Source organism: Streptomyces hokutonensis, from assembly GCF_042751305.1.
GTDB lineage: Bacteria > Actinomycetota > Actinomycetes > Streptomycetales > Streptomycetaceae > Streptomyces > Streptomyces hokutonensis_A.
The window spans coordinates 36,031-62,984 of record NZ_JBHYWD010000013.1; the positions used below are offsets into that span (position 1 = coordinate 36,031).

Sequence of the window (26,954 nt, forward strand, 5' to 3'; positions counted from 1 at the left end):
GCGCCCGGGGCCTCGGGGCCCCCGCGCCGCCCCGGGCGCGGGGCGCCCCGCGCGCGCGCCCGGGGGGCGCGGGCAGAAAGGCCGCGCGCCCCCGCGGTCCCGTCACGCAACGCCCGACGAGCCACGGCCCAGGGCCGGCCGAACATGCGGTCGCTCCGCCACCGCGCGGCACAGCGGCCAACTGGCCGATACCTGGTCCGAGTCGGGAATGAAGCCCCGGCAGCCCGACGTTGACGCCCGCCGACCGACTCCCTCCTCGTCCGGGAAGAAGGCAGGCCCATGACGACGTCCTCGCCGGCCACTATGCGTGCCGTCCAGCTCTCCGCCCCCGGCTCCGTCGAGAACCTGCGCCTGACCACCCTCCCCCTCCCACCCCTGCGGGACGGCTGGGTGCGTATTCGGGTCGAGGCGTTCGGGCTCAATCGGTCGGAGTTGAAGCTGCGGTTGGGGGTGAGTGAGGGGGTCAGCTTTCCGCGGGTGCCGGGGATCGAGGCGGCCGGTACCGTCGACGCGGCGCCGGCGGGCAGTGGGCTCACGCCCGGGCAGAAGGTCGTCGCGATGATGGGGGACATGGGGCGTACGTATGACGGGGGCTATGCCGAGTACACGTCGGTGCCGCTGGCTCAAGTGATTCCCGTTGACACCGAGTTGCCCTGGGAGGTGCTGGGTGCCCTGCCGGAGATGGTGCAGACCGCCTACGGCTCCCTCACCGTCGGACTGGATCTGCGGCCCGGTCAGACCGTGCTGATCCGCGGCGGCACGTCCTCCGTGGGACTGGCCGCCGCAACGCTCGCCCGCTGGCGCGGAGCCACGGTGCTGTCCACCACCCGGCGCCCCGACCGGCTCGCCTCCCTCAAGGAGCACGGTGTCGACCACCCACTGCTCGACACCGGCGAAGTCGCCCCTGCCGTACGGGAGTTGTACCCGGGCGGCGTCGATGCCGCCCTCGACCTGGTCGGCACCCCGACTCTCCCCGACACGCTGCGCGCGGTACGCGTCCACGGCACGGCCTGCTTCGGCGGCAGCCTCTCCAATCAGTGGACCGTCCGCGATTTCTCCCCCAACGAGTACCTGCCGAGGGGTGTCCGTCTCGCGGGCTACTTCGGCGACGCCTCCGACCTCCCCCAAGAGACCTTCCAGGAAATCCTGGACGCCGTCATCGCCGGCCAACTCGCCTTCCCTGTAGACCGCGTGTACGACGGTCTGGAGCAAGTTCCGCAGGCCCACGACGACATGGAGCACAACCGCGCCACCGGCAAGCTGGTCGTGCGGGTCCGGCACCCGAACTGACCTACTCGGGAAGCAAGTTGCCCCTCCTCGACAGCAGGAACTTCTTGAACGCGGCCACCGGGGGTGTGTCCGGGCGGCCGTCCAGCCAGGCCACGCCGATCTCCCGTACCGCCTTCGGGGCGGTGACCGTCAGCTCGGCAACTCCCGGGCGGGGTACGGCCGGTGGGGGAAGGAGGGCCACTCCCAGCCCCGCCGCCACCAGGCCCCGTAGAGTCTCCGCCTCCTCGCCCTCGAAGGCGATCCGGGGCCTGAAGCCGGCCTCCGCGCAGACGGCGTCGGTGATGCTCCGGAGGCCGTAGCCCGGCTCCAGGGTCACGAAGGTCTCGTCGGCCGCCTCCGCGAGGCGGATCCGCCTGCGGGACGCCAGGCGGTGGTCGGCCGGGACGACGAGGCGGAGTTTCTGGACGTCGAGGCGGTGGGCCACGACGTCGGGGGCGTCGAGGGTCGGGGCGGTCAGGAGGCACAGGTCCAGTTCGCCCGCGCGCAGCCGCTCCAGCATGGCCTCGCCGTAGTTCTGGACGAGGCTGAAGCGGACGCGGGGGTGGTCGGCGCGGAAGGCGCGGATGAGTTCGGGGACGGTCTCCGAGCCGAGGGTGTGGAGGAAGCCGAAGGCGACCTTGCCGGTGGTGGGGTCGGCGTCGGCGCGGACCTCGTCGGCGGCCTTCCCGATCTCGGCGAGGGCGCGCTCGACGGAGGTGAGGAAGGTGCGGCCGGCGGGGGTCAGCGACACCGTGCGGCCCCGGCGGGCGAACAGGTCGACGCCCAGGTCCTGTTCGAGGCGGACCATCGCCCGCGACAGGGTGGACTGCGGGACCTGCATCTCCTGCGCGGCCCGGGTGACGTGCTCGGTGCGGGCGACCCCCGCGAAGTACGCGAGGCGTGGCGCGAGCAGCGCGACAATGTCTTCTGTGTCACCGGACGGTGACAGGCGAGCCTGTGAGCTGTACTGATGCACCATGGGAACGATTATGGCGTTTCCGTGCATTGGACGGATGAGCGGGGGCGTACGTAGCTTCGAAGCATGTCTCCCGCCGATACCGGGGCGTCCACCGTCGTGGCCGCCTCCACCACTTCCACTTCCACTTCTCCCGACTCACGGCTGACGCCGGGTGGTCCCGGTTATCGCCGGATGAGCTTCGCGCTCTTCCTCGCGGGTGTGGCGACCTTCGCGCTGCTGTACTCCACGCAGGCCCTGCTGCCGCTGATCTCCGGCGAGTTCGGGGTGGCGGCGAGCGCGGCGAGCTGGACGGTGGCCGCGGCGACCGGCGGACTCGCACTGTTCGTGCTGCCGATGAGCGCCCTGTCGGAGCGTTTCGGCCGCCGTACGGTCATGACCGCGTCGCTGGTGGTCGCGGTGGGCATCGGGGTCCTGGTGCCGTTCGCGCCGTCGCTGGGCGCGCTGGTGGTGCTGCGGTTCCTCCAGGGGGCCGCGCTGGCCGGGCTGCCCGCGTCGGCGACGGCGTATCTGGCGGAGGAGGTCCGGCCGAAGGCGCTGGTCACGGCGATCGGCCTGTTCGTGGCGGGCAACAGCGTCGGCGGGATGAGCGGCCGGGTCATCACCGGCTGGGTCGCGCAGGAGTGGGGCTGGCGGGTCGCCGTAGGGGTCATCGGTCTGATCGCGGTCGGCTGCGCGGTCGCCTTCCGCCTCCTGCTCCCCGCGCCCCGGCACTTCACGCCGGGCTCACTGCGCCCGCGAGTCCTGGCCCGCACGGTCCGCGCCCACCTCGCGAACCCGCTGCTGTGCCGGCTGTACGCGATCGGCGCGCTGTTCATGACGGTCTTCGGCGGCGTCTACACGGTGATCGGCTACCGCCTCACCGAGGCTCCCTTCTCCCTCCCCCAGGGCATCGTCGGCTCGATCTTCCTGGTGTACCTGGTCGGTACGGTGTCGGCGTCCACGGCGGGGCGGCTGGTCGGCCGGCTCGGACGCCGGGGTGCCCTCTACCTGGCGGGCGGTACGACGGCCACCGGCCTCCTGGTCTCCCTCGCCGACTCGCTTCCCCTGGTGCTGCTCGGCCTGGTGCTGATCACGGCGGGCTTCTTCGCGGGGCACGCGGTCGCGTCCTCGGCGGTCAGCAAGACGGCCACCACCGGGCGCGCACAGGCCTCCGCCCTCTACCAGTCCTCGTACTACATCGGCTCCAGCACCGGCAGTACGGTCGGCGCGCTGGCGTTCCACGCGGGCGGCTGGGCGGGCACGGTCGGCGTGGGCGTCCTGGCGGTGCTGGGCGTCGTGACGATCACGGTGCTGGGGTCGCGGGCGGCGCGGGTGGGGCGGGGACTCGCCACCGCCTGAGCGGTCACATCCGCCCGACCCGGTAGTGAAACCTTCCTGACCTGCGCGTTCAGCCACTCCGGGGGCCATTGTCAGTGGGCTGCGCTACGTTGCGGGGTAAGGGAAGAACGGCCACAGGGGTGGGTGGGCGAGACCATGAGCGACGGCACCGCGACGACGACAGACCTCGACATCAGACTGGAGAAACACCGAGTCGAGCTGACCGGGTACTGCTACCGCATGCTCGGCTCCTCCTTCGAGGCCGAGGACGCGGTGCAGGACACGATGGTCCGCGCCTGGCGGAGTTACGACAAGTTCGAGGGGCGGTCCAGTCTGCGCTCCTGGCTGTACCGGATCGCGACCAACGTCTGTCTGGACATGCTGTCCGCGGGCAACAAGCGGGCGCGGCCCGTCGACCTCAGCGACTCCACCCCGCTCGCCCAGGCCGCCCTGTCGCCCCGTCCGGACAACACCTGGCTGGAGCCGATGCCCGACGCGCGCGTGCTGCCCACTGTCACCGACCCGGCGGAGGCGGCCGTCGCCAAGGAGTCGGTGCGGCTCGCGTTCATGGCCGCCCTCCAGCAACTGCCGCCCAAACAAAGGGCGGTGCTGATCCTGCGCGAGGTGCTGGCCTGGCGGGCCAACGAGGTCGCCGAGCTGCTCGGCACCTCGGTCGCGTCGGTCAACAGCGCGCTGCAGCGGGCCCGCGCCACCCTCGCCGAGCGGGACGAGAAGGCGGCCGACGCGGCTGTCTCCGACCCGCTCGACGACGAGCAGAAGAAACTCCTGGAGCGGTATGTCGCGGCCTTCGAGGGCTACGACATGGCGGCCCTGACGGCGCTGCTGCACGAGGACGCCATCATGACGATGCCGCCGTTCGACCTGTGGCTGACCGGCCACGACGACATCACGGGCTTCATGACGACGATCGGCGCCGCCTGCGAGGGCTCCCGCCTGATCCCGGTGGAGGTGAACGGCCTGCCGGGCTTCGCCCAGTACAAGCCGGACCCGGAGGCGGGCGGCTTCAGCCCCTGGTCGGTGCAGGTCCTGGAGATCTCAGACGGCAGGCTCACCGGGTTCCACTTCTTCCTGGACACCGAGCGCTGGTTCCCGCTGTTCGACCTGCCCCTCCGTCTCGAAGCGGAGCCCGACCAGATCGAGGAGGGCGCGTAGTCCGGGGCTGGGCCCGCGCAGCCTGATCCGGCCACCGGCCCGGCGCGCGGTCAGCTCCAGGCGTGCCAGGAGATCGACGGTACCGAGCCCCGGCGGCCCGGGCCCCACGGTCTCGACCGCGACGAGAACGACCCCGGCACCGGTGGCCTCCAGCAGCCGCCGCACCTCGTCGCAGAGCCGCACCACCTCGTCACGGGTGACGGGGCGGTCCGGCACGAGTACAGCGGGTGTCATGGCGTCCACGATCGGTAGACCGGGTGGGCGGTCGTAACTCATCGGGGGCGACCGCCTAGGTTTGCTGTATGCCCCACGGATCAGCCCCGCCCTGGATACCCGACGCCCTCGCGCGCGCCGCGACCGCCGCCGAGGAGGCGCCGTGCAGGGGGTGTTGACCGGGTTCGCGGTCATCGGCGTCGTCATCGCCGTCGGCTATCTGCTCGGCCTGCGCGGCTCCCTCGGCGAGAACGGCCGGGACGTACTGACCAGGCTGGCCTTCAACGTGGCGTCCCCGGCCCTGCTGTTCACCACCCTCGCGCGGGCCGACCTCTCGGTGGTCTTCTCCAGCTGGCTGCTCGTGACGGTGCTGAGCACGGCGGCGGTGTCGGGCGTGTTCGTGGCGGTGGGAGTGGCCCGCGGCTGGGGTGTGGGCCGTACGACGATCGGCGCGCTCTGTTCCGGCTACGTCAACTCCGGCAACCTCGGCATCCCGATCTCGGTGTACGTCCTGGGCAACGCCTCGCTGGTGGCACCGGTGATGCTGTTCCAGCTCGTCGTGGTCAGCCCCCTCGCCCTCACGATCCTCGACCTGTCGGACCGGGGCGAGAAGGACCCCTGGTGGCTGCGGCTGCTCACGCCCGTGCGCAACCCGGTCGCGGTCGGCTCCCTCGCCGGGGTCGCGGTGGCCGCGTCCGGAGTGCACGTCCCCGGCCCGGTGATGGACCCGCTCACCCTGATCGGCAACATGGCGGTCCCGGCCGTACTCCTCGGCTTCGGCATCTCGCTGCGCGGAAGCGCGCTGCCGGCGCGCGGTGCCGAGCGGTGGCCGGTGCTGCTGTCGGTCGCCCTGAAGTCGGTGGGACAGCCGGCGATCGCCTGGGCGTTGGCGACGGGGGTGTTCGGCCTCCACGGGGCGGCGCTGCTCGACGTGGTGGTGACCTCGGCACTGCCCGGTGCGCAGAACCTGTACACGTACGCGAGCCGCTATCGCGTGGGCGAGGCACTGGCCCGGGACTCGATCCTGTTGTCGACGATCCTGTCGGTGCCGGTGCTGGTGGTGATCGCGGCGCTGCTCGGGTGAGCCGCCGCGCACAAAACCCGTTGGCGGAGGACTGCGGCCGCTGCTACCTTGCCCGTGGCCGTGCGAGAGAACGAGGAGGTGGTACCCGTGAACACATCAACGACATGGGTGCTCTCCTCCGGGGTCACGGTCGGGCGATAGGTCGTCCGGGAGCGCCGTTCCGCGTACTCCCGAAAGGCACGACCATGGACACGACCCTGCGGTTCACTTCCGAGCAGCGCCTCGACGACGGCGTCCTCGAACGCGAATTCACCCTCGGCGAGATCCCCGGCACCCTGTGGACACCCGACTCCACCGCACCGGCGCCGCTGATCCTCATCGCCCACAACAACGGCCTGCCCAAGGCGGAGCCCCGGCTGGTGGCCAGGGCCCGGGCCACCGCGGCGGCCGGCTACGCGGCGGTCACCATCGACGCCGCCGGCTGCGGCGGCCGTCCCCGTTCCGCCACCGACGTACAGCTCCGCGCCGACCTCGGCCGGGCGATGCGGGCCGGTGAGCCGACCAACGAGATCTTCGAGTCCCTGGTCGGCCCACTGGTCGAGAACGCGGCCCCGGAATGGCTGACCACGCTCGACGCCGTCCTCGCCCTGCCCGAGGTCGGCGGCCCGGTCGGCTACTCGGGGTGGACCGCCCTCGGCATCCGCCTCGCGGTGACCGAGCCGCGTATCTCGGCGGCCGGCTTCTTCGCCGGGGGTTACGTCCCCCGCGCCCAGCGCGAGGAGGCCAAGCAGGTCACCGTCCCGCTGCTGCTCCTGCTCCAGTGGGACGACGAGGGCAACCCCCGGCAGCGGGCCCTGGACCTGTTCGACTCCTTCGGCACCGAGGAGAAGACCCTGCACGCCAACATGGGCGGGCACACGGGCACTCCGGCGTTCGAGTCGGAGGACGCGTTCCGCTTCTACGCCCGCCATCTGAAGAAGTAGGGCCTGGCCCCAAGTAGGCAGGAGGGGCCGGGACTTGAAAGTCCGGCCCCTCCCCCGCTCCCCCGACGACCGATCAGGCGATGCGCTCCAGCACCACCGGCGAAGCCGTGAACGCCGTACCCCCGGCGCCGATGTCGTAGGAACCGTCGACCGCCTCCAGCGCGTACGCGAAGCGCTCCGGAGTGTCGGTGTGCAGGGTCAGCAGGGGCTGGCCCGCCGTCACCACGTCGCCCGGCTTGGCGTGCATCTCCACTCCCGCGCCCGCCTGCACCGGGTCCTCCTTGCGCGCACGCCCCGCGCCCAACCGCCAGGCGGCGATGCCGATGTCGTAGGCGTCGAGGCGGGTGAGGACACCGGAGGCCGGGGCCGTCACCACGTGCTGCTCGCGCGCCACCGGCAACTCCGCGTCCGGGTCGCCGCCCTGGGCCGCGATCATCCGGCGCCAGACGTCCATCGCGGAACCGTCGGCCAGGGCCTTCGCCGGGTCGGCGTCCTTGATGCCGGCCGCGTCGAGCATCTCGCGGGCCAGCGCGATGGTCAGTTCGACGACGTCGGAGGGGCCGCCGCCCGCCAACACCTCGACGGATTCCCGGACTTCGAGGGCGTTGCCCGCCGTCAGTCCCAGGGGGGTCGACATGTCCGTGAGCAGCGCGACCGTCCTCACGCCGTGGTCGGTGCCCAACCCGACCATCGTGGACGCCAGTTCACGCGCGTCCTCGATCGTCTTCATGAAGGCGCCCGTGCCGACCTTCACGTCGAGGACCAGGGAGCCGGTGCCCTCGGCGATCTTCTTCGACATGATGGACGAGGCGATCAGAGGGATCGCCTCCACCGTGCCCGTGACGTCACGCAGGGCGTAGAGCTTCTTGTCGGCGGGGGCCAGGCCGTCGCCCGCCGCGCAGATCACCGCGCCGGTGCCCTCCAGGACCGACAGCATCTCCTCGTTGGAGAGCAGTGCGCGCCAGCCGGGGATGGACTCCAGCTTGTCGAGGGTGCCGCCGGTGTGGCCGAGGCCGCGGCCGGAGAGCTGCGGGACGGCCGCGCCGCAGGCCGCGACCAGCGGGGCCAGCGGGAGCGTGATCTTGTCGCCGACGCCGCCCGTGGAGTGCTTGTCGGCGGTCGGGCGGGAGAGCGACGAGAAGTCCATGCGCTCGCCGGAGGCGATCATCGCGGCGGTCCAGCGGGCGATCTCGGAACGGTTCATGCCGTTGAGGAGGATCGCCATGTTGAGGGCGGCCATCTGGTAGTCGGCCACCTCCCCGCGGGTGTACGCGTCGATGACCCAGTCGATCTGCTCGTCGCTCAGTTCACCGCGGTCCCGCTTGGTACGGATGACGGAGATGGCGTCCATGGCCATGGCTTGGATTTCCTTCCGGGCGTTCAGAAAATGCGCGGCCCCGCCGAGTGAGCCGTTGGTCAACTCAGCGGGGCCGCACGGGAGTTACCTGGTGAGATGGTCCGGCCCGAAGGCCTGCGGGAGCATCTCCGAGAGCGGCAGGATGCCCGCCGGTGTCTCCACCAGCAGACCGGGACCGCCGAACTCGTACAGCAGCTGACGGCAGCGACCGCACGGGACGAGGATGTCGCCCTTGCCGTCGACGCAGGTGAAGTGCGTCAGCCGGCCGCCGCCGGTGCGCTGGAGGTCGGACACGAGTCCGCACTCCGCGCACAGGCCGAGGCCGTACGACGCGTTCTCCACGTTGCAGCCGGAGACCGTGCGGCCGTCGTCGACGCGGGCGGCGACCCCGACGGGGTAGCCCGAGTACGGCGCGTAGGCGTGGGACATCGCCTCCCGCGCCTCGGCGCGCAGTTCGTCCCAGTCGACGGCCGACTCGGCGGCGGGCGAGATCACTTGCCCTGTCCCTTCCGGTACGGCAGGCCGTCCGCCTTCGGCATCCGCAGATGCTGTGCGGAGAGCGAGAGGACCAGCAGGGTGACGATGTACGGGCTGGCGCCGACCAGTTGGGTCGGGACCTGGTCGGTGGTGGCGTACCAGACGAACATCAGGGCCGCGACGGCGGCGGTGATGCCGGCGGGGACGTACCGCTTCTTCCAGACCAGGTAGCCGACGCCGGCGACCAGCAGGAAGCCGAGCAGCAGGATCAGCGCGTGGACGTTGGTGGCGCCGCCGCGCAGGTTGAGGCTGTCGGTGTAGCCGAACAGGCCCGCGCCGAGGGCGAGTCCGCCCGGCATCCAGTTGCCGAAGATCATCGAGGCGAGGCCGATGTAACCCCGGCCGCCGGTCTGGCCGTCGAGGTAGACGTTCGAGGCGACGATCGACAGGAAGGCGCCGCCGAGGCCGGCGAAGCCGCCGGAGATGATCACGGCGATGTACTTGTACTTGTAGACGTTGACGCCGAGGGATTCGGCGGCCACCGGGTTCTCGCCGCAGGAGCGGAGCCGGAGCCCGAAGGCGGTGCGCCACAGGACCCACCAGGTGGCGGGGACGAGGGCGACCGCGATGACCGTGAGTGGCGACAGGTTGGTGACCAGACCGCCGACGAGACCGGCGATGTCGGAGATCAGGAACCAGTGCTTGCCGTTGAGCGTGTCCAGCCAGCTGGAGAGGCCGGGGATGTCGAAGTTGCCGAGCGAGTCGATGGGTGGGGACTGCTTGGCGGAACCCTCGGAGGTGTTGGCGAAGGTGAACTTCGACAGATAGCGGGTGATGCCGAGCGCCAGGATGTTGATGGCGACACCGGAGACGATGTGGTTGACGTTGAACGTCACGGTGGCGATGGCGTGCAGGACGGCGCCGAGGCAGCCGCCGAGGATGCCGAAGACGACACCGGTCCAGGGACCCCACTGGTAGCCGGCCCAGGCGCCGAACCAGGTGCCGAGGATCATCATGCCTTCGAGGCCGATGTTGACGACGCCCGCGCGCTCGGCCCACAGACCGCCGAGACCGGCGAGGCCGATCGGTACGGCGGCCCGGAGAGCCGTGGACATCTGGCCGGTGGAGGTGATGCCGTCCGCGCCGGTGATCAGGCGGACGATCGAGGTGAGGATCAGCGCGCCCGCGATGATCACCAGGAGCACGGGGAGGGAGAATCGGCGTCCGCCCTTGCCGGGCTGCTTCGCCTGCGGCTTGGCGATGGTCGCGGTACTCATCGGGCCGCCACCTCCTTGTTCTCGGAGTTGTTCCGGGCGGCGGCGGCGAGTTCGGCGCCGACGCGGCTCTGCTGGCGGCGCAGGCCCCAGGTGCGGACGACCTCGTAGGAGATGACGACCGCGAACACGATCAGGCCCTGCATGATCGTCGCGATCTCCTTCTCGTACGCCACCGGGGTCGCGTAGTCGAGGGCGGGCGACGCCTTGTCGAGGAAGGCCCACAGGAGGGCGGCGAGGGCGATGCCCCCGGGGTTGTTGCGGCCCAGGAGGGCGATGCCGATGGCGGTGAAGCCCAGGCCCTCGGGGAAGGTGAGGCTGTAGGTGTGGCTGTCGCCGAGCAGCAGGGGCAGTCCGGCGAGACCGGCGACAGCGCCGGAGATCAGCATCGCGGTGAGCGTCATGCGCTTGGCGTCGACACCGGAGGCGGCCGCGGCGGTCTCGGACTCGCCGGTGGCGCGCAGGTCGAAGCCGAAGCGGGTGCGGTTGAGGACGAGCCAGTACAGGATGCCCATGATCACGGCGAGGAAGACCAGGCCGTAGATCTCGCCGGTGTCCGCGCCCATGTCGATGCCGGGGATCCAGCCGGACTTCTTCATGATGCCGGTCGTCATGTTGTTGCCGACCTGCACGCCCCACGTGTTGGTCTGCGTGAGGTAGAGGATCAGGCTGGTCGCGATGGCGTTCAGCATGATCGTGGCGACGACCTCGCTGACCCCCCGGGTGACCTTGAGGACACCCGCGATCCCGGCCCAGAAGGCGCCGGTGAGGATCGCGACCAGGAGCAGCAGCGGCACCTGGAGGACGGCCGGCAGGCCGATGTGCGCGCCGACGACCGCGGTCATCACGGCGCCGAGGCGGTACTGGCCGTCGACGCCGATGTTGAACAGGTTCATCCGGAAGCCGAGGGCGACCGCCAGGGCGGCGATGTAGTACATCGACGCCTGGTTGATGATCAGCACCTGGACGTCCGAGTACCCGATCTGCTGGAGCATCAGGTGGTACGGCTCGATCGGGTTCTTGCCCGAGGCGAGCAGCACGACCGAGGTCAGCAGGATCGCCGCGACAAGCGCCATGACCGGGCCGGCCACGGCGAGGAGCAGCCGCTCCTTGTCGAACTTCTTCATCGGGCCTCGTCCTCCGGGGCGGCGGTGTCGTCCGTGTTCTCTACGGTGCTCTGCGCGCCGTCTGCTTCTTCCTCGATGTGCTCGAGGTGACCGGACGCGGCGCCGGTCATGGCCGAGCCGAGTTCCTCGGGTGTGACGGTGGCCGGGTCCGCGTCGGCGACCAGCCTGCCGTCGTAGATCACGCGCAGGGTGTCCGACAGGCCGATCAGCTCGTCCAGGTCGGCGGAGATCAGCAGGACGGCGAGGCCCTCGCGGCGGGCCGCGCGGACGTGGTCCCAGATCGCGGCCTGCGCGCCGACGTCCACACCGCGGGTGGGGTGGGCGGCGATCAGGAACTTCGGCGTGTGGCTCATCTCGCGGCCGACGATCAGCTTCTGCTGGTTGCCGCCGGAGAGGGAGGCGGCGGTGACGTCGATGCCGGGGGTGCGGACGTCGTACTCCTCGACGATCCGGCGGGTGTCGGCCTGGGCGCCCTTGATGTCGAGCCAGACGCCCTTCGCGTTGGGCGTCTCGGTGACGTGGCCGAGGATGCGGTTCTCCCACAGCGGGGCTTCCAGCAGGAGGCCGTGGCGGTGGCGGTCCTCGGGGATGTAGCCGATGCCGTGCTCGCGGCGCCTGCGGGTGGCCCAGGCGGTGATGTCCTCGCCGAGGAAGGCGATGGTGCCGGAGTCGGCGTTCTTCAGGCCGATCAGCGCGTCGATCAGCTCGGTCTGACCGTTGCCCTCGACGCCGGCGATGCCCATGACCTCACCGGCGTGGATGGTGAAGGTGACGTCGTCGAGGACGCGCTTGGCGGCGCCGCCGACGGCCGCGTCGCCGACCAGTCCGCCGCCCACGGGCTCCGACTCGGCGCCGAGGGAGGCGCCGGCGGCGTAGACGGTGAGGCCCTTGACCTCGATGACGGGCTGGTCGGTGACCGTCGACTCGGCCGTCTCGGGGGTGGGGAGTTCGCTGCCGACCATCATCTCGGCGAGCTGGCGGGAGCTCGTCTCGGCGGGGACGGCCGTGCCGACCGTGGTGCCGCGCCGGATGACGGTGATCTCGTCGGCGACCGACAGGACCTCGCCCAGCTTGTGCGAGATGAAGATGACGGCGAGGCCCTCGGACTTCAGCTCGCGCAGGTTGCTGAAGAGGGCGTCGACCTCCTGCGGGACCAGGACGGCGGTGGGCTCGTCGAGGATCAGGGTGCGGGCGCCGCGGTAGAGGACCTTGAGGATCTCGACGCGCTGGCGCTCGGCGACACCGAGGCTCTCGACCAGGACGTCCGGGCGGACGTTCAGGCCGTAGCGGTCGGAGATCTCCTTGATCTTCTTGCGGGCGCCGCCGCCGATGCCGTAGAGCTTCTCGCTGCCCAGGACGACGTTCTCCAGGACGGTGAGGTTGTCGGCGAGCATGAAGTGCTGGTGGACCATGCCGATGCCGCGGGCGATGGCGTCGGCGGGCGAGGAGAAGGTGACCTGCTCGCCGTCGACGGCGATGGTGCCCTCGTCCGGCTTCTGCATGCCGTAGAGGATCTTCATCAGGGTCGACTTGCCGGCGCCGTTCTCGCCGACGAGGGCATGCACGGTGCCTTTTCGGACACTGAAGCGGATGTCGCTGTTGGCGACGACACCGGGGAAGCGCTTGGTGATCCCGGCCAACTCGACCGCGGTCGACTGTGCGGTGAGCGGAGGGCTGCTGGACGCGTCGATGGCGAACTCTCCTCGTGGAAAGGGGCCTCTCTACGCGCGTAGCGCCCCTGCTTTAAATAGTGCCCGGACCTGACCGGCTTTGTTTGGCATCCGATCCGTTCCGAGCATTCTGCCGCGAGAACGGGGCGCGGGAAGACATCCTCCCCACACCCCGTTCCGTGGCCGTAACGCTGCCATTACAGCGCTCTTTTGGCCATGGTCGTGACGGGCCTACGACCCTCGGATCAAGAGGTCTTGACCGTGATCGAGCCGTCCTTGATGCCGGCCTCGGCCTTCTTGAGGGCGGCCTGGAGGGTGGCGTTGTTCTTGAAGGTCGGGTTGGAGTCGGCCAGGCCGACGCCGCCGTTGCTCAGCGAGCCGCGGATCTCGCCGCTGAGCGGCTTCTTGTCCTTGATGACGGACTTGGCGAGGTCGTAGACCGCGCCCTGCACGTTCTTCAGGGCCGAGGTGAGGATGTACGGCTTGTAGGCGGCCAGCGCCTTCTGGTTGTACTGGTCGGAGTCGACGCCGATCGCCCACACCTTGTGCGCGGCGGCGGCCTTGATGACGCCCTGGCCGGAGAGGCCCGCGGCGGCGTAGACGACGTCCGCGCCGGCCTCGATCTGGCCCTCGGCGGCGGCCTGGCCCTTGTCGGGGCTGGAGAAGCCGCCCTCGGCCGCGGTCTGGGTCAGGTACTGCGACTTGACCTTCACGCCCTTCTTGGTGTCGGCGACACCCTGTGCGAAGCCCGCCGCGAACTTGTGGATCAGCGGGACGTCCACGCCGCCGACGAAGCCGACGGTGTTGGTCTTCGTGGTCAGCGCGGCGGTGACGCCGGCGAGGTACGAGGACTGCTCCTCGTGGAAGACCATGTCGGCGACGTTGTCGGCCTTGATCTCGTTGTCGTCGATGATCCCGAAGGAGATCTTCGGGAACTTCGCCGCGGCCTCCTTGACGGCCGGCGCGTAGGCGAAGCCGACGCCGATCACCGGGTTGTAACCGGAGCGGGCCAGCGTCTCCAGGCGCTGCACCTTGTCCGCGTCGGACTCGCCGTCCTGCGGCTCCACGTCGCGGCCGCTGACGCCGAAGTCCTTCTCGGCCTTGGTGAAGCCGGCGTACGCGGCGTCGTTGAAGGACTGGTCGCCCTTGCCGCCGACGTCGTAGGCGAGGCCAATACCCTTGGAGGAACCGCTGCTGCTACTGCTGCTGGCGGACGAGCTGGACGAGCTGCCACAGGCGGAGACGGTGACGGCAAGAGCTGCGGTTGCAACGCCTGCAACGGCGATACGGGACACCCGGCGCATGGAACGAGACTCCTTCGTGCAAGCGCCCCAACCAGGCGCTGGTTCCGTCGCAGAGTAACGCGCGTAGACATGGTGGAGAACCCCAACTTGCCAGAGCGTTATCCGACCGTTTTGAACCTTTGCCAAACGCCAAGCACCCGGATGGCGGACACGGCGAACACGGGGAGCCCCGGGACCGTTTCGGTCCCGGGGCTCCCCGCTTCGGCGTCAGGAAGGTGCGCTCACCCTCACTTGGTCGTGGTGGCGACCGTGACCTTGCCGTCGATGATGTCCTGCTTGGCCTTGTTCACCGCGGCCACCGCGGCGGTCATGGCCTTGTACTTCGGGTTGGTGTCGGAGAAGCCGACGCCGTCGTTGTCGAGGCCGTAGCGGATCACGCCGGTCTTCGGCTTGCCCTCGTACACGGACTTCACCAGGTCGTAGACCGCGCCGCCGACGTTCTTCAGCGCCGAGCCCAGGATCGAGTCCTTGTACTTGGCGAGCGCCTTCTGCTCGTACTGGTCGGAGTCCACTCCGATGGCCCACACACCCTTGGCGGAGGCCTCGGAGATGACGCCCTGGCCGGAGAGACCGGCGGCGGCGTAGATGACGTCCGCGCCCGCCTCGATCTGGCCGCTGGCCGCGTCCTTGCCCTTGTCGGGGCTGGAGAAGCCGCCCTCGGCCGCGGTCTGCGTCAGGTACTGCGACTCGATCTTGATGCTGGGGTTGACGGACTTGGCGCCCTGGTCGAACCCGGCCTCGAACTTGTGGATCAGCGGGACGTCGACGCCGCCGATGAAGCCGATGTGGTTCTTCTTGGTCGCCTTGGCCGCGGCGACGCCCGCCAGGTACGAGGACTGCTCCTCGTGGAAGACGAGGTCGGCCACGTTGGCGGCCTTGTCCTGCTCGTCGTCGATGATGCCGAACGTGATGTTCGGGAACTTCGCGGCGGCCTCCTTGACGGCGGGCGCGTAGGCGAAGCCGACACCGATCACCGGGTTGTAGCCGGCCGTGGCGAGGCTCTCCAGGCGCTGCACCTTGTCCGCGTCGGACTCGCCGTCCTGCGGCTCGATGTCGCGGCCGGAGATGCCGAAGTCCTTCTCGGCCTTCTGGAAACCGGCGTAGGCCGCGTCGTTGAAGGACTGGTCGCCCTTGCCGCCGACGTCGTAGGCGAGGCCGATGCCCTTGCCGGTGTACTTGCCGGACGAGGACGACGAACTGTCGCTGGCCTTGTTGGCATCCTTGCTGGAACTACCGCAGGCGGTAGCCGCAAGGGCGATGACAGTGACGGCCACCGCTGCTTGGGAGAACCTGGTCCTCCGAGATGTATGACGCACAGCAAGCACTCCTTCGTCCCCACGGCACCGTCACCGGACCGCTTCCCCAAGCCGCCGCCTCTGTGGCGATTTCCGCGCACAGTAACGCGCGTAGACGAGGAGGGGAACGGGGTTTCTCCTTGCCGTTACCGGATCGTGCCGCCGCCGCGTTACGTTCACGCGCCGGTGGTTACACCCGGGTGACACAAGGGGACGTAGGGGTACCGAACGGGCACCTCTACGCCCCCGTCGCGCTCAGAGCGCCGCGTCGATCAGCGCGGCGGCGGTGAACAGCTCCACGCCCGCCGTGATCGCCGACTCGTCGGCGTCGAAGTCGCCCTGGTGGAGATCCCGTACGGTCCGCTCCCCCGGCGTGCGCACGCCCAGCCGGGCCATGGCGCCCGGCACGTGCTCCAGATACCAGGAGAAGTCCTCGCCGCCCAGGCTCTGCTCGGTGTCCTCGACGGACAGCGGCCCGCGGCGCGCGACCATGGCATCCCGCAACAGCTCGGTGACCAGCGGGTCGTTGACGACGGGCGGCACCCCGCGCACGTAGTCGATGACCGTCTTGGCCCGGTACAGCCCGGCGACCTCGTCGATCGCCGCGTGCACGATGTCGGGCGCCCGCCGCCAGGCGTCGAGATCGAGACACCGTACGGTGCCCGACAGCTCTGCGTGCTGCGGGATGACGTTGGGGGCGTGGCCGGACTCGATCCGCCCCCAGGTCACGGAGACCCCGCTCCTCGCGTCCATACGACGGGCGACGAGCGCGGGCACGTCGGTGGCGACGCGGGCGGCGGCGGTCACCAGGTCGGTGGTGAGGTGCGGCCGGGCGGTGTGGCCGCCGGGCCCGTCGAGGGAGACTTCGAGCCGGTCGCAGGCGGAGGTGATGGGCCCCACCCGCAACCCGATCTTCCCGCTGTCCACCTTGGGATCGCAGTGGACGGCGATGATCCGGCCGACCCCCTCCAGCACCCCGCACTCGATGGCGTCGGCGGCACCGCCCGGCAGGATCTCCTCGGCGGGCTGGAAGAGCAGCCGCACCGGCCGGGGCAGCAGCCCCTGCTCGTGCAGCCGGGCCAGGACGAGGCCGGCGCCCAGCACCACGGTGGTGTGCACGTCGTGACCGCAGGCGTGGGCGCGGTCGGGCACGGTGGAGCGGTACGCGCAGTCACTCTTCGTGTCCGGGATGGGCAGGGCGTCGATGTCGGCGCGCAGCGCGAGCACGGGTACGCCGCTCTCGCGCGGCCCGATGTCACAGACGAGGCCGGTCCCGATGGCGAGAACACGCGGTTCGAGACCGGCCTGCTCCAGCCGGGTCTTGATCGCGGCGGTGGTCCGGAACTCCTGGTTGCCCAGCTCGGGATGCATGTGCAAGTCCCGGCGGAACGCGACGAGTTCGGCCCGCAGGGCCTCCGGCAGGGTGCCCGGAAGCACATTCCCGACGGATTCGGCCCCGGACTCCGCCTCGGATTCCTCGGACTCTGGTGACATCAATTGCTTCACCCTCTGAAGGGTAGGGCGCCCGGGTGGTCAACTGACCCTCGATCAACAAAAGTTCAACCCGTTAGACGAAGAAAATCTGACCGCCGGCCGCATAGCTGCTCGCGGGGATGGGTAAGCTTCCCGCTTCCTCTGGAATACCACGTCCCATCGAGCCTCAGCCTGCCCCGTCCGTATCCCGGAATCCTCACGGCCACGCGACGTCACGGCTACACAGCGTGGCGGTACGAGTCTGGCGGGAAGCGGATCTTGGGGCCAGGAACTCTTGCTAGGGTCCGCCGACGTGACCGACGACTCACACGCGGCAAACGCCCCCGCGGACTTCACAGAGGCCACCCGTTCCTCCTACGACACGATCGCCCCCGCGTACAGCGCGGAACACCCCGACGGCCTGGGCGACGGCCCCCTCGAAACGGCCCTGCTGACCGCCTTCGCCGACCTGGCCCGCACGACGGCGCCCGACGCACCGGTGGTCGACGCCGGCAGCGGCCCCGGCTACGTCACAGCCCGCCTGAACGCCCTCGGCGTCCCGGCCTACGGCATCGACATCTCCCCGCACATGGTGGCCCTGGCCCGCGAGGCACACCCCCGACTCCGTTTCGAGGTCGGCTCGATGACGTCCCTGGACGTCCCCGACTCCACCCTGGCCGGCATCATCGCCCTCTACTCCACGATCCACATCCCGGACCCCGAACTCCCCGGTGTCTTCAAGGAGTTCCACCGCGCCCTGCGCCCCGGCGGCCACGTACTCCTCGCCTTCCAGGCCTCGGACGGCGAACACCTCCACATGACGGAGCGCTACGGCCTGGACATCTCCCTCGACTACTACTTCCGGACTCCGGCCGAGGTGGCCGGGTACCTGACGGAGGCGGGGCTGACGCTGGACGCGCAGGTGCGGGTGGAGCCGCGGGGGGCGCAGAGGCTGGGGCGGGCTTTCGCGCTGGCTCACAAGCCGGTGGGGGCGGCCGAGTAGCCGTCGCGTTTCAGGGCGTCCACGAAGGCGGAGAAAGCTCCAGCCGGGAGGGTGAGCGTGGCGCCGGCCGGGGTCTTGGAGTCCCGGACGGATATACAACGGATATACAGGGGTGCCGATGTGCGACCTCTGCACAGGGGGACCGGGCCCGAGGCGGCCTGGTCCCCGCCCCTCCTCCCCCTACGCCGCCGTAACCGCCGACAGCCGATGCACGTCCTTGGCCGTCCCCGTAACCCCCGACAGGAACCCCTGCGCCCGCGGCGAGGCGTTCTCCGTCAGCCAGGCGGGGTCGATGTCGCAGACCGCGACCCGGACCTCCGTGCCGACCAGGGCCAGCGGCAGGGTGTGGACCACCGTCGACGGGAAGCTGAGGATCGTACGGCCGATGGGACCCCGCCGGGCAATCAACTCCAGCGGAAGATCCGGGCGGACGATCTCCAGGCCCGTTTCGACCGCCAGCCGGTGGAGTTTCTCGGTGCTTTCCCTCCGATGCGCGAAGTAGCGCGTCGCGCCGTGGGTCTTGGCCAGGGCGGCCACCGCCTCGACGTAGCGGTCGGCGTCCACCACGCCCGTTTCGACGAGGGACGTGCCGACCATGTCGGCGCCCTTCGTGATGCGGGGCGGGCCGAAGGTGGCGCGGGTCCAGGCGAACTCGTTCGGTGTGATCGTGACGCCCTTGGGGGGCTCCTCGATCGGCATGGAGGAGAAGACCTCGACCTGGCGGCGCTTGCTCGGGGTCAGGCGGCGGCGGGCCGCCGACGACACCGGGGCGAAGATCAGGTCGCGAGGACCCTGTCGGCCGCCCTTGCGGTGCCAGCGGACCAGGCGTTCGCCGCTGGCGAGTTGGGCGACGAACTCCATCGTGGCCGTGCCGTCGTCGACCACGACCAGGTCGCGGGCCCTGGTGATCGTCAGCAACAACTGGACGTACCGCGAGAACGGGTCGCCCATGACGATCCGGTCCGCCTTGCGCAGCAACCGCGTGAGGCCGCCGATGGTCTGGAAGGGGGCCGCGGGTCCGCCCCGGGCCTCCTCCCAGCGCACGGTGTGGCCCTCGTCGCGGGCGAGGTCGGCCATGCGGCGCAGCTGGCCGCGGGTCATCGGGTCGGTCGGTGACAGGACCACGAGGGTGAGCCCCCCGCCGGGCACGCCGGACGCCTCCTCGGTTCGGGGCGCACTCAGGTGCGCCCACTCCAGCACGTTCAGCAGCTGTACCGGACTCTCCACGAACGCGAGAGTGTGGGGGGTGGGGCCGGCGGTGCCGGCGTGGGGGCTCATTGTCGTACGACCGTCCCGTGACCGTAAGTGACGCTGGCGCTGGCTCTTAATGGCTCAGACTCAGACCGAGACCGGCTCGCCCGCCGCCGCGGCGATCTCCGCCTCGGCGACCACGCCGGTGACGCGGCGCAGCTTCTTCATCGGGCCGAGCTCCGACTCGTAGACCTTCTTGACGCCGTCACCGAGGGAGGCCTCGATGGTGCGGATGTCGCGGACGAGGCGGGTCAGGCCCTGCGGCTCGACGGAGGCGGCCTGGTCCGAGCCCCACATGGCGCGGTCGAGGGTGATGTGACGCTCGACGAAGGTGGCGCCGAGCGCGACCGCGGCGAGGGTGGTCTGCAGGCCCGTCTCGTGGCCGGAGTAGCCGATCGGCACGTTCGGGTACTCGGCCTGGAGGGTGTTGATGACGCGGAGGTTGAGCTCCTCGGCCTGCGCGGGGTAGGTCGAAGTGGCGTGGCACATCAGGATGTTGTCCGAGCCGAGGACCTCGACCGCGTGGCGGATCTGCTTCGGGGTGGACATGCCGGTGGAGAGGATGACCGTACGGCCGGTGGCACGGAGGGCGCGGAGGAGCTCGTCGTCCGTGAGGGAGGCGGAGGCGACCTTGTGGGCGGGGACGTCGAACTTCTCCAGGAAGGCGACGGCCTCGGTGTCCCACGGGGAGGCGAACCAGTCGATGTTCTTCGACTTGGCGTACTCGTCGATCTGGCGGTACTCGTCCTCGCCGAACTCCACGCGGTGGCGGTAGTCGATGTAGGTCATGCGGCCCCAGGGGGTGTCCCGCTCGATGTCCCACTGGTCGCGCGGGGTGCAGATCTCCGGGGTGCGCTTCTGGAACTTGACGGCGTCGCAGCCGGCTTCGGCGGCGGCGTCGATCAGCTTGAAGGCGTTCTCCAGCTCACCGTTGTGGTTGATGCCGATCTCGCCGACGACGTAGACGGGGTGGCCGGGTCCTGCGGTCTTCGAACCGAACTGGCGCAGACGGGAGTTGTTGCTCATGACAGCGGGTTTCCTTACTTGGTGAGGGAGTCGAGAGAGGGGCCGAGGATCCAGCTGGCGATCTCTCGGACAGCGCCGTCGCCACCGGCCACGGTGGTGACCGCGCGTGCGGCGCCGCGTACGACGTCGTGGGCGCTCGCGACCGCCACGGGCCAGCCCACGAGGGCGAAGCACGGGAGGTCGTTGACGTCGTTGCCGACGTAGAGCACGCGCTCCGGCGCGATGCCCTGCTCCTCGCACCACTGCTTGAGTGCGAGGTCCTTCCGGTCGATGCCGTGCAGGACCGGGAGCTGGAGCTTCCGGGCCCGGGCGGCGACGACCGGGTTCTGCTCCGAGGACAGGATGAGCATCTTCAGGCCGCTCTTGCGCAGCGCCGCGATGCCGAGTCCGTCGCCGCGGTGCACGGAGACGAACTCCCGTCCTTCGGAATCGATCAGCACCCTGTCGTCGGTCTGGGTGCCGTCGAAGTCGAGTACGACCGCGTCGATGTCGTCGGCGGTCGGGAGCGAACCGGGGCGGTCCGCGTCGAACAGCGGGGCCAACGCCCTTGCCCGCGCGAGCTCGTGGGGGTCGTCGATCTCCAACACCCTTGCGGGGTCGGTCCGTACGAGTTCGGTGCGGCCGAAGAAGCGGTGGCCGACCTTGCGGAAGCCGGCCGCGTCCATGCCGTATACGGCGCCGGTCTCCAGGAAGTCCTGGGGGCGGTCCTGGCGGCGCGGGCGGAAGGACTTGTCGTGGTTGACACCGTAACCGCCGCTGGTGACAGGGGGGTTGGCGACCTTCGTCGCGCCACCGACCTGACCGGTGCCGGTCGCCTCTACGACCGTGGTCGCCTCGTCGTCGGCGTCGCGCCAGACGAAGCCGTGGAAGGGGGCCACAGTGTGGGCGGTGTCGGCGCCGTTCGCGACGATCGCGTTGACGATGCCGTCGACGTCCTCGCGGACGATGAAGGGGCTGGTGCACTGCACCAGCAGGACCACGTCGACCGGGGCTCCGTGCAGCGCCTCGTGGGCGTCCATCGCGTGCAGGACGGCGGCCTCGGAGGTCGCGGTGTCGCCGGCGATGGCGGCGGGGCGCAGCACGACCTCGGCGCCGGCCTGGCGGGCGGCGGCGGCGATGGCCTGGTCGTCGGTGGAGACGACCACGTCCGTCACCAGGCGCGAGGCTCGGCACTCGCGGACGGCGCGGGCCACCAGCGGGACACCACCGACGGGCGCGAGGTTCTTGGCGGGGACGCCCTTGGAGCCGCCGCGCGCGGGGATCACCGCGAGCACCCGGCGCACCGAAGCGCCTTGGCCCGCTTGCGGGTTGGACATGGGCTCTACTCCTTGAGCGGGAATCCTGACGTTCACAGCTCCCCCATCCGGCGGATGACGGGCGCCACGCGCTGCACGCCGTGGCGGTAGGCGCCGCGCGCGGCTCGGCGCACGATCTGCCGGACGGGCCCGGGCGCCTTGTCGGCGGCCGGGGCGCCGGGCAGTGGGGTGCCGTCCGGGCCGAGGTGGTGGCGGGCGAGGATGCCGGGCAGATAGCCGGGGGCTGTCTCGGGTGTGTAGTAAGGGGTGAGGGCGGGCATGTCGCCGCCGGCCAGGAGCTTGGCGATGCGCTCCCGGGCCGCGTCGAAGGCCGTCTCGTACGAGCCTCCCCCAGAGGGGGGACCCCCAGCCAGGACCCCCTGCCGGGCCACCCACTCCGCGTCCGGCACCGGCTTGTACCCGGCGTCGAGCTGCTCCCAGGAGGCGAGGCATCCCGAGCCGACGAAGTGGTGGTTGCCGAGCCCTTCGCGGATGCCGAGGTCGGTCAGCACGACGGTGGGGATACGGCGGTGCAGGGACTCCAGGGCGGCCGTCGAGCTGATGGTCACCAGGAGGTCGGTGCGGTCGAGCACCTCGCCCATGTGCCCGTACACCAGGCTGAAGTTGGCGGGCAGGTCCTTGCCCTGGACCAGCTTCTGGTAGGGCAACTCCTCGATATGCGTGGTGTGTTCGCCGGGCTTGGAGCGCAGCTTGAGGAGGACCTCGCGGTTCGGGTGGAACCGGGCGTGCTGGATGGCCCTGTTGAGCAGGTAGTCGCGGTCCCGGCGGTTGTCGGGCACCGAGGGCTGCACCGCGAACACGACGGTGTACGGGTCGTGTTCGCCGGTGTAGGTGTCCCCGCCGAGGAACGGCAGGGCGACCTCGGTGACCGCGGAGGAGTCGGCGCCGACCCCGTCGTAGACCTCGCGGAAACGGTCCGCGTCCTGGCGGGAGTTGGCGAGGACGAGGTCCGCGCCGTGCCGCAGGAGCAGGCCGTCGGCGAGCTTCTCGTAGACGACTCCGACATAGCCGGTGACGACGACGGGCCGCTCGGCGCGGCCGTGCCAGGCCCGTGCCAGACCGTGCAGCATCGCCTGGACCCCGCCGCCGACGAGGGAGAGGACGAGGATGTCGTACTGATCCTCGGGGCCTCGCTCCATTGCGCGCAGGAACTCGACGGCGGTCACCTCGCGGAGGGAGTCCGCGGTGACGCCGACTTCCTTCAGCTGGCGGGCTGTTGGGGTGGCACGACCTCGCAGGAGGTATCCGTCCAGAGAGATGTCCGAATTCGCCGGTGCGATGCGGTTCGCGGTGAGCGAACCCCATTTCCACCGGGTGTCGGAATCCGCGAGGACGGCTACTCGCAGGGTCTGCGTTGCACTTGCTGGCACACCGAAGACGCTAGGAAGCCATTCCGTTGCTCGGCCCAACCTGAGGGCAACAAACGGTTAACAGCACAACGCCGAATAGCGAACCGGCACAGGAACGGGCCTCAAAAAAACCCGGTACACAGGTTCGCCACGTGTCGTTCACCCAAAATCAAGGTGGCAGTAAAGACGGATGACGGGCCGCGGCCTAACGTCACTCCCGTGGTCAAGCTCTCCGTCATCGTGCCGTTCTACAACGTGCAGCAATACGCGCCAGACACCCTCAAGAGTCTGCGCGCGAACGCGCGCGCGGACTTCGAATTCATTCTCGTCGACGACTGCTCCCGCGACGGGACACCCGACATTCTCGCGCGCGCGGAGCGCGAGTTGCCAGGCGCGGTGCATGTCCGACACGAGAAGAACGGAGGACTGGCGACCGCGCGCAACACCGGGATCGACAAGGCCCGGGGGGAGTATCTGACGTTCCTCGACGGCGACGACTGGCTCGCCCCCGGATACTTCCCCCAACTGGTGGACGCCATCGAGGAGTTGGGCTGCGACTTCGTGCGCACGGACCATGTCCAGTGCACCGCGCGGGCCCGCACCATCCAGCGGATGCCGCACGGCAGACGCGGCGTCGTGATGAATCCGCGCGACGCGATCCTGCCCGCCGACCGGTCCACCTCCGTCGACTACGCCTACGCCTGGGCGGGCATCTACCACCGCCGGCTGGTCGACCGCGGCCTGCTCCACTTCACCGACGGGCTGCGCACGGCCGAGGACCGGCCGTGGATCTGGAAGCTGCACCGGGAGGCGGAGTCGTTCGCCGCGGTGAGCCTGCTCGGCGTCTTCTACCGGCGCGGGGTCGCCTCCTCCCTGACCCAGATCGGGGACGTCCGCCAGCTCGATTTCATTCGCGCGTTCGACCAGGTCATCGAGGAAACCGCACAGGACCGGGACGCGGACAAACTGCTCCCCAAGGCCGTCCGTACATATTGCGCAATCATTTCCCATCATCTGGGATCCATCGAAAGGTTCGAGCCGGCGGTGGCGAGAAAACTGAAGTCGATGAGCGCCGTCGCCCTGCGGCGCATGCCACAGGACGTGGTGGACGAGGCGCTCGACTCCATGGACATCCAGCGCGCGACGAGGCTGCGCAGGCTGCGCCGCCGTCCCGCCGCCGCGGGGGCCGCCGCGTGAGGACCCAGATCTTCCTGGCGTCGACGCTGTACGGCACCGCCACGCTGGCCGCCGCCCTCGACTCCGACAGCTTCCGCCCCGCCGACCGGCGCATCCTGCTGGTCTGCAACAACGCGGCGACCCCCGAGACCACGGCCGGCCTCGACGAGGCCCCCGGCTTCCAGCGGCTGCGCGAGCGCTTCGACGACGTGCTGTCGTGGAACGAGACCATCTCCCCCTTCCACCCCGGCGGCTGGTCCCCCCGCCTCGACGACGTCCCGCTGTGGGAGCGCCATCTGCGGCTCCTGTGGAACCTCGGCGACGACGACGTGGAGCTGGTCGTCGAGTCGATCCAGGTCAACCCGGCCCTCGGCTTCTGCCAGATCTTCACCGGCGCCCCCGTCACCGTCTACGCCGACGGCCTGATGAGCTACGGCCCGACCCGCAACAAGATCGACCCGCTGGTGGGCACCCGGGTGGACCGGCTGCTCCACCTGGACCTGGTCCCGGGCCTCACCCCGCTGCTGCTCACCGAGTTCGGCGTCGGGCCGGAGATCGTGCCGACCGACGCCTTCGTTAAGGTGCTGGCCGAACTCGGCGACACCGCCGACGAGTTGCCCCCGCTTCCGGACGAACCCGCCCTGCTGCTGGGCCAGTACCTCTCCGCGCTCGACATCCTCACCGCAGAGGAGGAGGAGGACCTGCACGTCCGGATGCTCAAGGGCGTGGTCCAACTCGGCCACACGCGTGTGGTGTTCAAACCGCACCCGTCGGCGCCGGCCCGCTGGTCGCGCGCGCTGGAGCAGGAGGCGGAGAAGCTCGGCGTCGAGCTGACGGTCCTCGACACCCCGGTCCTCGCCGAGGTCCTCTACCAGCGACTGCGGCCCGTCCTGGTCGTCGGCTGCTTCTCCACGGCGCTGCTCACCGCGAGCGCGCTGTACGGCCTGCCGGTCGCCCGCATCGGCACGTCGACGCTGCTGGACCGGCTGACGCCGTACGAGAACAGCAACCGGGTGCCGGTGACGATCGTCGACGCGCTGGTGCCCGAGCTGACGAACCGCGCGGCGGTCACCGACCAGCGCGAGGGCATGGACGTGGCGGTGCTCAACGAGCTGGTGCAGGCGGTCGGTTACGCGATGCAGCCGAAGATCTACCCGAACCTGCGCCCGGCCGCCGAGGCCTATCTCACCCGGCGGCTCGACGGCCACAGCTGGCGCTACTTCAAGCGCAAGCGCCTCACCTCGCTGGCGCTGCCCGGCGCGGTACCGGCCCAGCTCGCGTTCATCCCGCGCAACGCGACCGTGCGCCGGGTGGCCCGGCGGGCCCGGCTGCTGAAGCGGACCGTGAGCCGCTGACGCGCGGCGTACGTACGAGATACCGGCGGGCCGGCTCCCCAGGGGCCGGCCCGCCGCCCTCGTCCCGGCCCCTACACAACAGTTGTGGCGAGGACGCGACAAGGTTGGGTACGCGGAGGCGAAGCCTGGGTGAACGGCCGCGGACGGGGCGACGAAGGGTCGCGGCGAGAACGCAAACCCGCCCGGATGTCGGACTAGTGTGCTGTGATCCAGCAGAGCCAGAACTAGGGGAACCTTGTGATCGACACGCCCGCGGACACGCGGGAAAACCCGACGGGCACCGTGGTCGGCGCCGAACTGCCGCCGACCGTCGAGGAACTGCCGCCGGCCGAGCCGCCGCAGCCGCCCAAGCGCCGGGAGTCCCGCCTCCGCGCCCTGGACGGGCTGCGCCTGGTCGCCGCGCTGATGGTGGCGGCCTACCACTACGGCGGCCGTGACGGCGAGGTCGTCCAGGCCTGGGGCACCTCGCCGAGACACCAGTTCCCCACCCTGCACTCGCTGTTCTCGTACGGCTGCCTCGGTGTGCAGGTGTTCTTCGTGATCAGCGGCTTCGTCATCTGCATGAGCGGCTGGGGCCGCCCGCTGCGCTCCTTCTTCGCCTCCCGCGCCTCCCGGCTGCTGCCCGCGTACTGGGCGGCGATCCTCATCGTCACCGGCGTCTTCGCACTGCCGATGGTGGCGTACAAGGCCGCCGCGCCGAGCGACGTCCTGGTCAACCTGACCATGCTGCAGATGCCGTTGGGCGTCGACCGGGTGCTCGGCGTGTGCTGGACGCTGTGGGCCGAGATCCGCTTCTACGCCCTGTTCGCCCTGTGCGTGGTGCTGCCCGGCGCGAACCGGCGGCGCGTGATCATGTTCTGCGCCGGCTGGACGCTGGCCGCGGCGATCACCCAGGGCGCCAAGTCGCCGCTGCTGGACATCATCCTGATGCCCGAGTACGCGCCGTACTTCATCGGCGGTGTCGGCCTCTACCTCGTGCACCGCGACCGCAAGGACGCCTACGCCTGGGGCATCGTCGCCGTCAGCTGGCTGATCGGCCAGCACTACGCGGTGGCCCGGCTGTGGCACGCGCCCAACGACACGGCCTTCTCCAACCGCTCCGCCTGGGGCATCATCCTGGTCGTCACCTTCGGCTATGTCGCGGTCGCCGCGATCGCGCTGGGCTGGCTGCGCTGGGCGAACTGGCGCTGGCTGACGGTCGCGGGCGCGCTGACGTACCCCTTCTACCTCGTCCACGAACACCTGGGCTGGGTCGTCATAAAGGCCTACCACCGGACCCTGGGCATCCCGTCGTACGCGACCATCGTGCTCACCGTGTTCACCATGCTGCTGCTGGCATACGTACTTAACCGCGTCGTCGAGAACCGGCTGACACCGAAGCTGCGCTCACTGCTGTCGACACCGCGCAGCTGACGGCGGAATGAGAGGGGGGGGGGGGGGGCCCCCCCGCCCCCCCCGCGCGCCCCCCCCCCCCCGAGCGCCCAGAAATTTTTGTTTGCGTGGGCCTGGGGGGCGGGTGGAGGGGGGGGGGGGGGGGGAGTGT

At 70.3% G+C, this 26,954-nt stretch carries 24 protein-coding genes; 9 read left to right on the forward strand and 15 right to left on the reverse strand.

What is annotated here, in order from left to right:
• Positions 1 to 279 precede the first annotated feature (279 nt).
• A complete protein-coding gene (locus tag ACFXC1_RS30730; protein WP_381248533.1) occupies positions 280 to 1,290 on the forward strand; it encodes a zinc-binding dehydrogenase in 1,011 nt (336 codons plus the stop codon).
• A gap of 1 nt (position 1,291) precedes the next feature.
• On the opposite strand, the gene ACFXC1_RS30735 is transcribed toward ACFXC1_RS30730, so the two are convergent.
• Positions 1,292 to 2,248 (reverse strand): LysR family transcriptional regulator, encoded by a 957-nt coding sequence (locus ACFXC1_RS30735; protein WP_381248536.1) that lies wholly within the window; start codon positions 2,246 to 2,248, stop codon positions 1,292 to 1,294.
• Between the two features lie 63 nt (positions 2,249 to 2,311).
• On the opposite strand from ACFXC1_RS30735, the gene ACFXC1_RS30740 reads away from it, so the two are divergent.
• Together ACFXC1_RS30740 and ACFXC1_RS30745 are read left to right on the forward strand one after the other, a co-directional pair.
• Complete coding sequence (locus ACFXC1_RS30740; protein WP_381248539.1) at positions 2,312 to 3,586, forward strand: MFS transporter; 1,275 nt, start codon at positions 2,312 to 2,314, stop codon at positions 3,584 to 3,586.
• A 135-nt stretch (positions 3,587 to 3,721) separates the two neighbouring features.
• Positions 3,722 to 4,738: a sigma-70 family RNA polymerase sigma factor gene (locus ACFXC1_RS30745; RefSeq protein WP_381248542.1), complete on the forward strand. Its 1,017-nt coding sequence runs from the start codon at positions 3,722 to 3,724 to the stop codon at positions 4,736 to 4,738.
• Here ACFXC1_RS30745 and ACFXC1_RS30750 read toward each other — a convergent pair.
• Positions 4,622 to 4,972: an STAS domain-containing protein gene (locus ACFXC1_RS30750; protein WP_381248545.1), complete on the reverse strand. Its 351-nt coding sequence runs from the start codon at positions 4,970 to 4,972 to the stop codon at positions 4,622 to 4,624. The two genes, ACFXC1_RS30745 and ACFXC1_RS30750, sit on opposite strands and share 117 nt — an antisense overlap.
• 142 nt (positions 4,973 to 5,114) lie before the next feature.
• Between ACFXC1_RS30750 and ACFXC1_RS30755 the strand changes: the two genes are divergently transcribed.
• Positions 5,115 to 6,035, forward strand: a complete 921-nt coding sequence (locus ACFXC1_RS30755; protein ID WP_381248548.1) for an AEC family transporter — start codon at positions 5,115 to 5,117, stop codon at positions 6,033 to 6,035.
• A gap of 197 nt (positions 6,036 to 6,232) precedes the next feature.
• Complete coding sequence (locus tag ACFXC1_RS30760) at positions 6,233 to 6,958, forward strand: dienelactone hydrolase family protein (protein WP_381249015.1); 726 nt, start codon at positions 6,233 to 6,235, stop codon at positions 6,956 to 6,958.
• 73 nt (positions 6,959 to 7,031) lie between these two features.
• Here ACFXC1_RS30760 and ACFXC1_RS30765 read toward each other — a convergent pair whose 3' ends face one another.
• The 8 genes from ACFXC1_RS30765 to ACFXC1_RS30800 all read right to left on the reverse strand — a co-directional run bounded on the left by ACFXC1_RS30765 (position 7,032) and on the right by ACFXC1_RS30800 (position 16,956).
• Complete coding sequence (locus ACFXC1_RS30765; protein ID WP_381248551.1) at positions 7,032 to 8,315, reverse strand: thymidine phosphorylase; 1,284 nt, start codon at positions 8,313 to 8,315, stop codon at positions 7,032 to 7,034.
• 84 nt (positions 8,316 to 8,399) lie between these two features.
• Positions 8,400 to 8,810, reverse strand: coding sequence for a cytidine deaminase (locus tag ACFXC1_RS30770; RefSeq protein WP_381248553.1), 411 nt, complete (start codon positions 8,808 to 8,810; stop codon positions 8,400 to 8,402).
• The gene (locus tag ACFXC1_RS30775; RefSeq protein ID WP_381248556.1) at positions 8,807 to 10,069 is read right to left on the reverse strand and encodes an ABC transporter permease; all 1,263 of its coding nucleotides are present in this window, start codon (positions 10,067 to 10,069) and stop codon (positions 8,807 to 8,809) included. Before ACFXC1_RS30775 ends, ACFXC1_RS30770 begins: the two co-directional genes overlap by 4 nt.
• Positions 10,066 to 11,193, reverse strand: coding sequence for an ABC transporter permease (locus ACFXC1_RS30780; protein ID WP_381248559.1), 1,128 nt, complete (start codon positions 11,191 to 11,193; stop codon positions 10,066 to 10,068). Before ACFXC1_RS30780 ends, ACFXC1_RS30775 begins: the two co-directional genes overlap by 4 nt.
• On the reverse strand, positions 11,190 to 12,884 hold the full coding sequence (locus tag ACFXC1_RS30785) for an ABC transporter ATP-binding protein (protein WP_381249018.1): 1,695 nt from the start codon (positions 12,882 to 12,884) through the stop codon (positions 11,190 to 11,192). Before ACFXC1_RS30785 ends, ACFXC1_RS30780 begins: the two co-directional genes overlap by 4 nt.
• Before the next feature lie 224 nt (positions 12,885 to 13,108).
• Positions 13,109 to 14,167: a BMP family lipoprotein gene (locus ACFXC1_RS30790; RefSeq protein WP_381248562.1), complete on the reverse strand. Its 1,059-nt coding sequence runs from the start codon at positions 14,165 to 14,167 to the stop codon at positions 13,109 to 13,111.
• A gap of 227 nt (positions 14,168 to 14,394) precedes the next feature.
• On the reverse strand, positions 14,395 to 15,441 hold the full coding sequence (locus ACFXC1_RS30795) for a BMP family lipoprotein (RefSeq protein WP_381248565.1): 1,047 nt from the start codon (positions 15,439 to 15,441) through the stop codon (positions 14,395 to 14,397).
• Positions 15,442 to 15,717: 276 nt separating this feature from the next.
• The gene (locus ACFXC1_RS30800; RefSeq protein ID WP_381248568.1) at positions 15,718 to 16,956 is read right to left on the reverse strand and encodes a M20 family metallopeptidase; all 1,239 of its coding nucleotides are present in this window, start codon (positions 16,954 to 16,956) and stop codon (positions 15,718 to 15,720) included.
• 292 nt (positions 16,957 to 17,248) lie between these two features.
• Here ACFXC1_RS30800 and ACFXC1_RS30805 point away from each other — a divergent pair, with 292 nt between their 5' ends.
• Positions 17,249 to 17,938: a class I SAM-dependent methyltransferase gene (locus ACFXC1_RS30805; RefSeq protein ID WP_381248571.1), complete on the forward strand. Its 690-nt coding sequence runs from the start codon at positions 17,249 to 17,251 to the stop codon at positions 17,936 to 17,938.
• Here ACFXC1_RS30805 and ACFXC1_RS30810 read toward each other — a convergent pair.
• The 5 genes from ACFXC1_RS30810 to ACFXC1_RS30830 are packed head-to-tail and all read right to left on the reverse strand — an operon-like array spanning position 17,911 to position 22,901.
• Entirely contained in the window at positions 17,911 to 18,147 is a 237-nt protein-coding gene (locus ACFXC1_RS30810; RefSeq protein WP_381249020.1) for a DUF397 domain-containing protein, read from the reverse strand. The genes ACFXC1_RS30805 and ACFXC1_RS30810 overlap by 28 nt on opposite strands.
• Entirely contained in the window at positions 18,119 to 19,216 is a 1,098-nt protein-coding gene (locus ACFXC1_RS30815) for a hypothetical protein (RefSeq protein WP_381248574.1), read from the reverse strand. The genes ACFXC1_RS30810 and ACFXC1_RS30815 overlap by 29 nt, the downstream gene beginning before the upstream one ends.
• 60 nt (positions 19,217 to 19,276) lie before the next feature.
• Positions 19,277 to 20,215, reverse strand: coding sequence for an N-acetylneuraminate synthase family protein (locus tag ACFXC1_RS30820; RefSeq protein WP_381248577.1), 939 nt, complete (start codon positions 20,213 to 20,215; stop codon positions 19,277 to 19,279).
• A gap of 14 nt (positions 20,216 to 20,229) precedes the next feature.
• Entirely contained in the window at positions 20,230 to 21,531 is a 1,302-nt protein-coding gene (locus tag ACFXC1_RS30825; protein WP_381248580.1) for a cytidylyltransferase domain-containing protein, read from the reverse strand.
• A gap of 32 nt (positions 21,532 to 21,563) precedes the next feature.
• Complete coding sequence (locus ACFXC1_RS30830; protein ID WP_381248583.1) at positions 21,564 to 22,901, reverse strand: DUF6716 putative glycosyltransferase; 1,338 nt, start codon at positions 22,899 to 22,901, stop codon at positions 21,564 to 21,566.
• 198 nt (positions 22,902 to 23,099) lie between these two features.
• Between ACFXC1_RS30830 and ACFXC1_RS30835 the strand changes: the two genes are divergently transcribed.
• The 3 genes from ACFXC1_RS30835 to ACFXC1_RS30845 all read left to right on the forward strand — a co-directional run bounded on the left by ACFXC1_RS30835 (position 23,100) and on the right by ACFXC1_RS30845 (position 26,824).
• On the forward strand, positions 23,100 to 24,077 hold the full coding sequence (locus tag ACFXC1_RS30835; protein WP_381248586.1) for a glycosyltransferase family 2 protein: 978 nt from the start codon (positions 23,100 to 23,102) through the stop codon (positions 24,075 to 24,077).
• Positions 24,074 to 25,411: an alpha-2,8-polysialyltransferase family protein gene (locus ACFXC1_RS30840; RefSeq protein ID WP_381248588.1), complete on the forward strand. Its 1,338-nt coding sequence runs from the start codon at positions 24,074 to 24,076 to the stop codon at positions 25,409 to 25,411. The genes ACFXC1_RS30835 and ACFXC1_RS30840 overlap by 4 nt, the downstream gene beginning before the upstream one ends.
• A gap of 237 nt (positions 25,412 to 25,648) precedes the next feature.
• A complete protein-coding gene (locus tag ACFXC1_RS30845) occupies positions 25,649 to 26,824 on the forward strand; it encodes an acyltransferase family protein (protein ID WP_381248591.1) in 1,176 nt (391 codons plus the stop codon).
• Positions 26,825 to 26,954 lie beyond the last annotated feature (130 nt).